The organism is Agrobacterium sp. NPDC089420 (assembly GCF_044900305.1).
GTDB lineage: Bacteria > Pseudomonadota > Alphaproteobacteria > Rhizobiales > Rhizobiaceae > Agrobacterium.
The window spans coordinates 116,435-127,698 of record NZ_JBJDMY010000003.1; the positions used below are offsets into that span (position 1 = coordinate 116,435).

Annotated in this window: 8 protein-coding genes; 3 read left to right on the forward strand and 5 right to left on the reverse strand. The window is 60.7% G+C overall.

Annotated features, from left to right (window positions below):
- Window positions 1-15: 15 nt before the first annotated feature.
- The 4 genes from ACI2KA_RS05375 to ACI2KA_RS05390 form a co-directional block, all read right to left on the reverse strand.
- A complete protein-coding gene (locus ACI2KA_RS05375; protein ID WP_404499922.1) occupies window positions 16-1,854 on the reverse strand; it encodes a dipeptide ABC transporter ATP-binding protein in 1,839 nt (612 codons plus the stop codon).
- A complete protein-coding gene (locus tag ACI2KA_RS05380; protein WP_404499924.1) occupies window positions 1,854-2,687 on the reverse strand; it encodes an ABC transporter permease in 834 nt (277 codons plus the stop codon). The genes ACI2KA_RS05375 and ACI2KA_RS05380 overlap by 1 nt, the downstream gene beginning before the upstream one ends.
- Window positions 2,684-3,631, reverse strand: coding sequence for an ABC transporter permease (locus ACI2KA_RS05385; RefSeq protein ID WP_404499926.1), 948 nt, complete (start codon window positions 3,629-3,631; stop codon window positions 2,684-2,686). The genes ACI2KA_RS05380 and ACI2KA_RS05385 overlap by 4 nt, the downstream gene beginning before the upstream one ends.
- A 120-nt stretch (window positions 3,632-3,751) precedes the next feature.
- Entirely contained in the window at window positions 3,752-5,281 is a 1,530-nt protein-coding gene (locus tag ACI2KA_RS05390; RefSeq protein WP_404499928.1) for an ABC transporter substrate-binding protein, read from the reverse strand.
- A gap of 447 nt (window positions 5,282-5,728) precedes the next feature.
- On the opposite strand from ACI2KA_RS05390, the gene ACI2KA_RS05395 reads away from it, so the two are divergent.
- The 3 genes from ACI2KA_RS05395 to ACI2KA_RS05405 all read left to right on the forward strand — a co-directional run bounded on the left by ACI2KA_RS05395 (window position 5,729) and on the right by ACI2KA_RS05405 (window position 10,300).
- Complete coding sequence (locus tag ACI2KA_RS05395; RefSeq protein WP_404499930.1) at window positions 5,729-7,780, forward strand: hydantoinase/oxoprolinase family protein; 2,052 nt, start codon at window positions 5,729-5,731, stop codon at window positions 7,778-7,780.
- On the forward strand, window positions 7,780-9,462 hold the full coding sequence (locus ACI2KA_RS05400; protein ID WP_404499932.1) for a hydantoinase B/oxoprolinase family protein: 1,683 nt from the start codon (window positions 7,780-7,782) through the stop codon (window positions 9,460-9,462). The genes ACI2KA_RS05395 and ACI2KA_RS05400 overlap by 1 nt, the downstream gene beginning before the upstream one ends.
- A 94-nt stretch (window positions 9,463-9,556) precedes the next feature.
- Entirely contained in the window at window positions 9,557-10,300 is a 744-nt protein-coding gene (locus ACI2KA_RS05405; RefSeq protein ID WP_404499934.1) for an IclR family transcriptional regulator, read from the forward strand.
- Window positions 10,301-10,363: 63 nt separating this feature from the next.
- Here the strand turns inward: ACI2KA_RS05405 and hutC are convergent, their stop codons facing one another.
- Window positions 10,364-11,104, reverse strand: coding sequence for a histidine utilization repressor (gene hutC, locus ACI2KA_RS05410; RefSeq protein ID WP_404499936.1), 741 nt, complete (start codon window positions 11,102-11,104; stop codon window positions 10,364-10,366).
- Window positions 11,105-11,264 lie beyond the last annotated feature (160 nt).

The window sequence follows — 11,264 nt, forward strand, 5'->3', positions numbered from 1 at the left end:
CGGTGGCGGGGGCGATCAGGCCGCCCATTCGGGGCCGGTTTCAAGTACGAGATGGCCGGGCGATATTTCACGGTAGCTGCGGGCGGGAGCGTCATAGTCGCCCGGCCGCACGGGGCTGCGGATTTCGCCTTCGATCCCGCTGCGGCGGCTGCGTCGCCTTGCCGGATCCGGCACCGGAACGGCGTCCATCAGGCGGCGCGTATAGGGGTGGGCGGGATTGGAGAAGATGGCGGCGCGCGGTCCGATTTCGACGATCTCGCCGAGATACATCACCGCCACCCGGTGGCTGATGCGTTCCACCACCGCCATATCGTGCGAGATGAAGATGAAGCCGAGCTGCATTTCCTGCTGTAATTCCAGCAGCAGATTGACGACCTGCGCCTTTACCGAGACATCGAGCGCGGAGACCGCTTCATCGGCGATGATGACGCTCGGTTTCAGTGCAAGCGTGCGGGCAATACAAATGCGTTGCCGTTGGCCGCCGGAAAACTCATGCGGGTAACGATGGGCGATGTCGGGCGACAGGCCGACACGTTTGAGCAGCGCGGCGGCGATTTCTTCCTGTTCCGCGGCGGTGGCAAGCTTGTGGATGCGCAGCGGTTCGGTGATCGCGCGGCCGACCGGCAGGCGCGGGTTGAGGCTTGCGAAAGGGTCCTGAAAGATCATCTGGACCGAACGGCTGAGCGACGGCCGGGTGCCGGGCTTCATCGGCTTGCCGCAAATCTCGACGCTTCCGATGGTCGGTTCCAGCAACCCGGTGATCAGCTTTCCGGTGGTCGATTTGCCGCTGCCGGATTCGCCGACGATCGAGAGAGTTTCACCACGCGCGAGTTTCAGGCTGACGTTTTCCACCGCATGCACCCTGGCCGTCACACGTCCGAGGAACGATTGCTGGACGTCGAAGCGAATGGAAAGGTTCCTGACGTCGATCAGCGTTTCGGATGGATCGACGGTAGAGCCGTGTTCGCAGGCGGGCGAAGCCTCGCCGGTCGTGATGTCGTAGATCGGAAAGGGTCGGGGTTCGCCGATGCCGTTCATCGATCCCAGCTGCGGCACGGCCGAAAGCAAGGCCCTGGTATAGGGATGGCGGGCATTGGCGAAAATCTCCGCCGTCTCGCCTTGTTCCACCATGTCGCCGCGATACATGACGACCATGCGGTCGGCGACCTCGGCGACCACGCCCATGTCGTGGGTGATGAAGAGGACGGCCATACCCTCCTCTTCCTGCAATTCCTTGATGAGGTTCAGCACCTGCGCCTGTATCGTGACATCAAGCGCCGTGGTCGGCTCGTCGGCGATCAGCAAGGCGGGTTTGCAGGCAAGGGCAATGGCGATCATCACGCGTTGACGCATGCCGCCGGAAAATTGGTGCGGATAATCGCGATAACGGCGGCTGGCGGAGGGGATGCGGACCTTTTCCATCAACCGGACCGCCTCGGCCTGCGCCTCGCGTTTCGACACGCCGCGATGGGCGATGATGGATTCCGCAATCTGGTCGCCGATACACATGGTCGGGTTCAGCGACGTCATCGGCTCCTGGAAGATCATGGCGATGTCATTGCCGCGCAGCGCTTTCAATTCCCGCGGCGGCAGCGACAGGATTTCCTTTTCGCCGAGTTTTATCGAACCTTCGATCCTTGCCGTGTTTTCGGGCAGAAGGCCGAGCACGGAAAGCGCGGTGACGCTCTTGCCGGAGCCGGATTCGCCGACGATCGCCAGCGTTTCGCCCGGTGCGATCTCGAAGCCGATATTGCGCACCACCGAGGTCCAGCCGTCCTTGGTGCGGAACGAGATCGACAGATTGGATACGGAAAGGCCGGGCTTCAGGCGTTTTTCAGAATGTGTGTCAGTCATCATTGCCCCCTGATTTTGCTGCTTCGCGGGTCCAGCCTGTCGCGCAGCTCGTCACAGAAGGCATTGAGAACGAGGATCATCGCCGTCAGGGCCAGGCATGGCCAGACAAGCAGCATCGGCGCCTGAGAAAGGGTTGCGCGCCCGGTGCCGATCATCAGTCCGAGCGAAGGTGCGGGCGGCAGGACACCGAGACCGAGGAAGGAGAGCCCCGATTCCAGAACGACGGTGACGGCGACCGTGAAGCTGAACTGCACGATGACCGGCCCCGCAATGTTCGGCAGGATGGTGGTCAGCATCACCCGCGCATTGCTGGCGCCCATGCTGCGCACGGCCTCGACGTAATCCTGCGAGCGGACGGACAGCACGCTCGCATGGGCGACGCGGGTGAAGCTCGGCACAAAAACGATGGCGAGAACGGGAATGAGGGTGGCCGGGCCTGGGCCATAAAGCGTGACCGCCAGCATGGCGAGAAGGAGCGGCGGGAAACACAGGACGATGTCGATGAAACGCATGGCCAGCAATTCGGTGAGGCCGCGGGAATAGCCGGCGAGAATGCCCAGTGAGGTGCCGATGACGCCGGCGAGAATAGCGGCGGCAAAGGCGACGAGCAGCGAGTTGCGGATGGCGAAGACAAGCCGCACGAGAATATCGCGCCCGTATTCGTCCTGACCCAGCAGATGGGCGCCCGACGGGCCGGCAAATCTGGCGGCGGTGTCCATGAGCAGCGGATCCTGTAACGGCAACACCGGCGCCAGAACGCTGACGGTGACGAGAAGGACCAGAAAAATGGCCGGAATGTCGCGGGCCTGAAGGGAAATCGGGCGTGTGGTCATTTGCGTATCCGCGGATCGGTCAGGCCGTAGAGAATGTCGACCATGAGATTGAGGCCGATGAACAGGGCGGAAATGACGAGAATAACGCCAGTCACGGTGGGATAGTCACGGGCATTGACGCCGCTGACCAGCATTCCCGAAAGCCCGGGCCAGTTGAAGACATATTCGACGAGAACCGTGCCGCCGAGCAGGGTGCCGATCTGCAAGGCGAAGATGGTGATGACGGGGATCAAGGCGTTGCGCAGAATGTGATGCAGCACGATGCGGCGTTTGCCGAGACCCTTGGCGCGGGCGGTCCGGATGTAATCGAGTGGCAGCACCTCAAGCGTGGACGCGCGGGTGATGCGAAAGACGATGGCGGCAAGACCGATGCCGATCGACAGGGCTGGCATGAGCAGAAGCAGCATATGCCGTCCGGGCTGCTGGGAGAAGGCGACGAAACCGCCCGCCGGCGTCAGTTTCAGCATCTGCGAGAAAACGAGGATCATCAGCGTTCCCAGCACGAAGACCGGAATGCCCTGGGCAAAACCGGCAATATAGGAGGCGACACGGTCAAAAACGCCACCGTTGCGCAGGGCTGCGAAAATGCCGGCGGGCAGGCCGATTGCCAGACTGATGAGGGCTGCCATGCCGATGAGTTCCAGCGTGCGCGGCAGGCGTCTTGCGATCTCCGCCGATATGGACGTTTCGTCCACCATGGAGCGGCCGAGATCGAAGGCGGCAAGTCCTTTGATCTTTTCGACATATTGCTCGAAGACGGGGCGGTTCAGCCCAAGATCCTCGCGGATCATCGCAACGGTCGCCGGATCGGCCGATCCGCCATCCTGCGACAGAAGCAGTTCCACCGGATCGCCCGGCACGAAATGGATGGACATGAAAACCAGCGTCACGATCACCCACAGCATGACCAGGCTGACCATCACGCGTTTGAAAAACCAGCTCATGAAACCCTACTTTCCCGATGCCGTGGCGGGTCTTGCCGCGTGCGAAAACGGCGCGGCGCTTGCGCCACACTCCGTCTTCGCCGCCACGCGGATGGCTGGCGAAGACGGGTGGAGATGATGTCAGGCAAGCGCGAGCTTGTCGAACAAAGTGGCAGAGAAGGGGGACATCTGGTCGGGCAGCAGCTCCAGGTTCTGCACATGTGCATTTCGGGCAAAACCGGTGGCGCGATAGGCCAGGCCGCAGAAGCTGGCATTGTCGCAGACGAGCCGGTCGATTTCGGCGTAGAGCGCCACACGCTTGGCTTCGTCGCCTTCCTGCCGGCCCCGTTGAAGGAGTTCGCTCAGCCCCGGCACTTCGAAATTGCGGCTCCTGAGGAAGGTCTGGGTGAGCGACGGATCGATCACCGTCGTGGCCGCGTCCGGATCGAGCGTATCGATGCCGATGCCCTGAACCGCGAAATCGCCGATGCCGCGATTGCCCATGGTGACGCGTGTCGCCCAGTCCGGCATGGTCAGGTTCACCTTGATGCCAATTTCGGCAAGGTGGGATTGCACCAGCACGGCAATGCCCGAATGCATGGTGTATTGCGAGGTTGCGAGCAGCGTCACCTCAAGACCGTTTTCATGCCCGGCCTCCTTCAGCAGCGCTTTCGCCTTGTCGGGATCGTAGGACCAGTAATTGGCCAGATCCTTGTTGTAATAGGGTGAAACGGACGGTCTCGGGACGCCGGAAAGCGTCGCGCCACGCCCGTAAAACACGGTATTCACGATTTCCTCGCGGCGAATGCCGAAGGCGACGGCCTGACGCAGCTTCGGGTCCTTGAAAACGCCGGAGCCGTTGAAGCTCAGATACATGAAGGCGCCTGAGGCCATGGCGTCGAGCTTGAGGTTCTTGTCTTCCTCGATGGTGTCCATCGCGCTCCAGGGCACATAGTCGATGATGTCGACGTCACCGGCGCTCAGCGCGGCAACCCGCAGATTTTCATCGGCATAAGGCGTGATCTGGACAGTCTGAAACGCCGGCAGCCCTTCCTTGAAGTAATGTTCCGAGGCGGCAAGGGTAATGCCGACGCCTTTTTCGGCGGAGGTGATCGTGAAGGGACCGGCGCCGATGCCCTGTTCCTGTCCATCGGTGGAGTTGGCCGCGATGATGCCGAGGAAGGGATAGGCCATGACCGAGGGGATCGTCACGTCCGGCGCTTTGGTGACGAGCTTGAAGTTTCGGTCGTCGACCACCTCGACGGAGGCGATCTGGGTAACGGGGTCGCGCATATAGGCGCCGGAACCTTCCGCCGCGATCTTTTCGAGCGTCCATTTGACGTCGGCGGCGGTGACCGGCTCTCCGTTGGAGAACTTCGCTTGCCTGAGCTTGAACGCCCAGGTGAGGTCGTTTTCGCGTGTCCAGCTTTCCGCCAGTTCGCCCACCAGCTGACCCTTGGCGTCGTAACTGACGAGATTACGGTTTATCAGCGCTGACACGAGCTGTCCGGCATAACCGACATTGATCCATGGGCGAAAATGCGCCGGATATGTCGAGAGGCCGACCCGCAGCGTTTTTTGTTCCGGTGCGGCGAAAAGCTGCCCCGGCATGGATGCGACGGCACCGGATATTGCGAGATATTTCAGGAGATCTCGACGATTCAGAATCATTGCAGTTCCCTCTTGTTTTGACTCGTATGTATGGCGTTCAGGCACGGCGCGCACGTATTCGTGCTTTCGTCATGCCACCTTATCGAGCGCCGACCCGCGTTTTCGCCGTCACTTAATCATCTCTTCCACCCGATGACGGATCTGCCGGTCGTTGGATGTCCGCAACGGTGTTCCGGCGGTCTCCATGGCCTCAAGCTAAGAACCGGAAACAAAAATCGTCAAGCAAATTCCAATAAAAGGGCCAATTAATTTTATATAATCCTATAATCGGTTTATATTTGGATTTTTACGCACTCAGACATGCGAAATTTCACCTTATAATCCGATAGTAGGTTTAATAATAAAATTATGATCCTTTTATTGGAATTAGATTGACACATTTTCGGATCGGTCCTTACATGGGGCGACCTCGGGGCGAACCTGCCCCAAAACAGGAAGGGGAGCTTCATGGCCTGGCGCATCGGCGTTGATTCCGGCGGTACGTTCACGGACGTATGTCTGTTTGAGGAAAAGACCGGAGAGGTGAAAATCTGGAAAGTGTCGTCCACGCCGGATGACCCGTCGCGTGGTATTACGCAGGGCGTGGAAGAGGGGATCGGCGAAGTCGGTGCGTCCGCGGCCGATGTCGCCTTTCTGGGGCATGGCACGACGGTTGCCACCAACGCCCTCATTCAGGGGCGCGGCGTCGAGACGGGGCTGATCACCACGGATGGTTTTCGCGATCTTCTGGAAATCGGCCGCCAGAAGCGGCCGGACCTTTACGATATCCAGGCCGACAAGCCCGATACGCTGGTCAGCCGTGATCTGCGCATCGGGGTGAAGGAACGTGTGCTGGCCAATGGCGAGACCGAGCTTTCCCTCGACGAGGAAGAGTTTCGCGCCGCGGTGCGCCAGCTGAAACAGGCCGGCGTGAAATCCATTGCCGTGTGCTTCCTTTACAGCTTCCTGAATTCAGACCATGAAGCGGTTGCCGGCCGCATCTTGGCGGAGGAGTTTCCCGAAGCCTTTGCGGCTCTTTCCCACAGGATCGCGCCGGAGTTCCGTGAATTTGAACGGCTCTCCACCACGGTGGTCAATGCCTATCTCGGCCCGGTCATGAAAGGTTACGTGCAGGCGCTGAGCGGCAAGCTGAAAAATCTCGGCATTGCCGTATCGCCGCAGCTGACGCAATCCAATGGCGGCGTCATCGGTTTCGATACGGCCGCCGACCTGCCGGTGCGCACCGTTTTGTCAGGCCCCAGCACCGGCGTCGTCGCCGCCCAGGCCATCGGCCGCATGACGGGTATTGAAAACCTCATCACCTTCGATATGGGGGGGACATCCAGCGATGTTGCGCTTCTGACCGGCGGGAAATGCCAGGTGGTCAATGAGGCCGTCGTGCACGGTTACCCGATCAAGGCGCCGATGCTCGATATTCACACGGTCGGCGCCGGCGGCGGTTCCATCGCCTATGTCGACAATGGCGGCTTTCTGAAGGTCGGGCCACGCAGCGCCGGTGCCAATCCCGGTCCGTCCTGCTACGGGCTCGGCAATCCGGAGCCGACGGTGACGGACGCGAATGTGCTTTTGCAGACGCAGAACCCGAAATATCTGCTGAACGGCCGCATGAAGATCGACCAGGAGCTTTCCCGTGCCGCCGTTCAGACGCTTGCCGACAGGCTCGGCATGGGCGTGCTGGAAACCGCAAACGGCATTCTCGACATTGTCGCCGCCAACATGGCCAAGGCGATCCGCGTCATCAGCGTCCAGCGCGGATACGATCCGCGCGAATATACGCTTGTTGCCTTCGGAGGCGCAGGGCCGGTTCATGCCGCCCGTCTGGCGAAGGAACTGGGCATGAAGCGCATTCTCGTGCCGCGCACCCCCGGCGTTCTTTGTGCGCTGGGACTTCTGATGACGGATCTGCGTACCGATTTTTCATCGACCCAGCTGACGCGGCTGGACGAGGCGCGGACCGAGGATATCGGCGCGATCTATTCGGCGCTGGAGGACAAGGCGCTTGCCTGGTTCGGCAGTGAGGAGATCGCAGAGGCGGCGCGACAGGTCACCCGCAGCGTGGATGTGCGTTATGCCGGGCAGAATTACGAGATTTCGGTTGCAGTCCCGCAAGGACCGGTCACGGCCGAGACGCTTGCCGCCATCGAAGCGGCATTCCTGAATGCCCATCGGCAGCTTTACGGTTTCGTCGCGGAAGGGGAGCCGATCCAGATGGTGACGTTCCGTGTCGCGGCAAGCGGCCTGGTGGAGAAGGCCGAGTTCCAGCCGGCGCCGATCGAAGGCCCGGATTCTTCGGCGGCGATCACGGGGTCGCGGGAGGTCTGGATGATGGAGGCCGGCGGCTTCGTCACCGCAACGCTCTATGACAGGGCCAAGCTGAAGGCCGGCAATGTCGTGACCGGTCCGGCCATCATCGACCAGATGGACACGACCACAGTTGTGCCGATGCACATGACGGCGACGGTCGATGCCTATCTCAATCTTATTCTTGAGGCCAAGTGATGCTTAACGTCGGTCAGGAACTCACAGCCGCTCTCAATCCCATCACGGTCGAGGTGATCGCCAGCGCCTTTGCCTCCACCGTCGAGGAAATGGGCGAGGCCCTGGTGAGAGCGAGCTATTCAACCAATATCAAGGAACGGCGCGATTGCTCCACCGCGCTTTTCGATGCCCATGGCGCGATGTTGTGCCAGGCCGAGCATATTCCCATGCATCTCGGCAGCTTCATTGGCTTCATCCCCTATCTGATGCGCTCGCCTGGTATCGACAACATCAAGCCGGGCGACATTTTCATCGGCAACGATGCCTATGAGGGTGGCGGCACGCATCTGCCCGATATCGTCATGGCATCGCCGATCTTCGTTGAGGCCAGACTGGTGGCATGGGCGATCAATACCGCCCACCATTCCGACTTTGCGGACCGGGGCCACGCCCACATCTATCAGGAGGGTTTGCGCATACCGCCGGTGCGGCTTTATCGCGAAGGCGTGCTTCAGGAGGATATTCAGCGGCTTTTCCTGCTGAATTGCCAGGTTCCCCATGAGCGTATTTCTGACCTGCGCGCGCAGATGGCGGCGAACCGTCTGGGCATTACCCGCGTCAACGAATTGTGCCAAAAATACGGGCTGGACACGGTAATGGCCGCCGGTGCCGAGCTGATGAACTATGCAGAGCGCAAGATGCGGCTTGGCATTGCCTCGATTCCCGACGGCATTTATTCCTTCAGGGACCGCTTCGACAGCGAGGCGCTCGTCGGCGAGCTGGAATTCGGCGTGACGATCGAGGTGAAGGGCGATGAGATGCATCTCGATTTCGTCAGCCCGCCGCAGGTGCGGGCCGGTCTCAATGTCGTCTATACCGCGCTTCTGGCCACGGTCTATTATGCGGTGAAATCGATCGTCGACCCGACGATCCTGCCCAATGCCGGTCTTGCCCGGCCGATCCACGTCACGGCCGAAGAGGGCACGCTGTTGCGTTGCGGCCATCCGGCTGCCGTCGACGGGCGCATCACGGCGTGCCAGCGGGTCGTCGATCTGATCCACGGTGCGCTGGCGCAGATCGTGCCACAGCGGGTGACGGCCGCATCCAACGGCTCCGTCGGCGTGGCAAGCTTCAACGGTACGCGGACCGACAAGAGCCTCTGGGTCTATCTCGAGACGATTGGCGGCGGTTCCGGCGCGCGCTGGAACAAGGACGGGCTGGATGGCGTCCATGTTCACATGACCAATACGTCGAACCTGCCGGTCGAAGCGCTGGAGAATGAATATCCGATCACCCTGCTCCGCTACGAGCTGGTGGACGGTTCCGGCGGTGCGGGCATGTATCGTGGCGGCATGGGCCTTCGCCGGGTGTATCGCGCCGAGGCGGATTGCCGCGTGCAGGTCATGGGGTCCCGCCTCGTTTCGGCGCCATGGGGCATCGATGGCGGCCTGGAAGGTGCGCGCGGTTATTTCACCCTGAACGGCAGCCGCGACGGTTTCGTCGATGGTTCGACGGATCTGAAGGCCGGGGATATTCTGGAGATCGTCACCCCGGGCGCCGGCGGTTATGGGGCTGCCGCCGGCCGGCAAAGCCAGCAGGTGGCGCGGGATGTGCGCGAAGGCAGGATAACGGCTGAGGACGCGGCGCGGCTTTATAATGAATGCCGTTCGTCTTCGAAATCGGCCGACGCCGGACGGAATTGACAAGCAATGTGAAAACGTTTCACAGCTTGAATGCGTGAGCGGCCTGCCCTGTCGAAAGACGGGGCAGGCCGCTCCATTGCTCAAGGAGGCTTTATTGGACCTGGAGAAAAAATCGTCGAGCAACGTCATGCGTGCCGCGGAAATCCTGATGGCGCTTGGCGATGCCAATCCTCCTGGGCTGACGCTGTCCGATCTGGCGACGCGGCTTGATGATGCCAAGTCGGCGGTTCATCGTGCGCTGGTGGCGCTTTCGCAATTTGGCCTAGTCGAGCAGACCGGGCGGCGAGGGGCGTACCGCCTCGGACCCGGCATTTATGCATTGGCGAACAAGTCGCACAGCATCAACGACATGGTGAATTTCTTTCGCCCCTCGCTCATCGCCATCAGTGCGGAAACGGGGCTCTCCAGCTATCTGATGGTTCGTTCCGGTCTCGATTCCGTCTGTCTCGATTTCGCACTCGGCACATCGCCGATACAGGCGCTGTTCGAGGGCATCGGCGGTCGTCTGCCGCTTGGTGTCGGCCTTGGCGGGGTTTGCGTGCTGGCGCAGATGGATGCCGGCGCGCGCGACAAGATTCTGGAAATCAATGCCGACCGTTATCGGCAGTGGCATGTCACCGCTGAAACCATCGTTGCGGAAATCGCGATGCTGAAAAGGGACGGTTATGTTGTCGGTTCGCGAAAAAACAGCAATGGCGACCTCAAGACCATTGCTTTCCCGGCGGAAAAGGCCGGCGCCTATAACAGCCAGGCGGGCATATCGCTTCTGGTGCCCAACGAGATCGATCCGGCCGAGACGGCCGCCATCGTTGGCAAGGTGCGCAATTACCTGAAATAGTGCCGCGACCGGGCGCCGTCACCATCCATCACAAAGCGTGGCCATGGCATGACCGCGGTTTGCTTACTCCTGACTTTCCAGCCGGTAGCGGCTGCCGGGATATAAAAGCCGCACCGAGGTGACGGCATGGCTCGAAGACCAGGTCCGTCGCCGAACCTGCAGGCAGGGCTCATTTCGCCCGATCGCCAAGAGTTTGCATTCCCATGGCTGGGGTGCTGCCGCTTCGATGAATTGTTCGGTGCGGGAAATAGGCGCCACTGCCGTCAGATAGGCATTTGGCGTCATGGAACTGAAATCCTGCCGCAGATAGTCCGGCGCGACCTTGGCGTTCACGAAGCGGTCTTCCAGCTGGATGGGCACATCGTCCTCGTGATGGACAATGATCGAATGAAAGATCTTCGCGCCGACGTCGATTTCCAGTGCGGAAGCAAGGTCGGGACCGCAGACTTCCGTTTGCGCCAGGATAAGGTGCGGCTGATGGGAAGAGCCCCTCTCCTTGATCTCGTCCGCGATGTTGCGCACACCCATCATGCCGGCGCTTCTCTTTTTCGATGCGACGAACGAGCCACGCCCCTGCACGCGCACGATGACACCTTCGGTCGCCAGTTCCCGCAGGGCGCGGTTGGCCGTCATTCGGCTCACCCCCAGCATCTCCACCATCTCGTTTTCGGAAGGGACCCGGTGATGGAGGGGCCATTCGCCGCTCGCGATCTTTGCCTTGATTTGCGTTTTGACACGCTCATAGAGCGGCAGAGAGGGGTACTCGCTGGATACGGCAAGGTCGCTTTCGATCACGGACGGCATTTAAACTCCCTAAAAATCGGCGGATTGCCTAAAATATAACCAGCATCGCCAGCATATGCAAAATATCATCTTTGCCCTTGCTTGTCTCCTAAAACCGTGCAAAGTTACATATACAACTTGCGAAACGCCGATAGCAGAGGTGGGGTGCCGATCTTTTGCG

Excerpts from the sequence above, each read along its gene's own strand:
- ACI2KA_RS05375 (WP_404499922.1), bottom strand. The coding sequence starts at position 1,854 with ATGACTGACACACATTCTGAAAAACGCCTGAAGCCCGGCCTTTCCGTA.
- ACI2KA_RS05380 (WP_404499924.1), bottom strand. The coding sequence starts at position 2,687 with ATGACCACACGCCCGATTTCCCTTCAGGCCCGCGACATTCCGGCCATT.
- ACI2KA_RS05385 (WP_404499926.1), bottom strand. The coding sequence starts at position 3,631 with ATGAGCTGGTTTTTCAAACGCGTGATGGTCAGCCTGGTCATGCTGTGG.
- ACI2KA_RS05390 (WP_404499928.1), bottom strand. The coding sequence starts at position 5,281 with ATGATTCTGAATCGTCGAGATCTCCTGAAATATCTCGCAATATCCGGT.
- ACI2KA_RS05395 (WP_404499930.1), top strand. The coding sequence starts at position 5,729 with ATGGCCTGGCGCATCGGCGTTGATTCCGGCGGTACGTTCACGGACGTA.
- ACI2KA_RS05400 (WP_404499932.1), top strand. The coding sequence starts at position 7,780 with ATGCTTAACGTCGGTCAGGAACTCACAGCCGCTCTCAATCCCATCACG.
- hutC (WP_404499936.1), bottom strand. The coding sequence starts at position 11,104 with ATGCCGTCCGTGATCGAAAGCGACCTTGCCGTATCCAGCGAGTACCCC.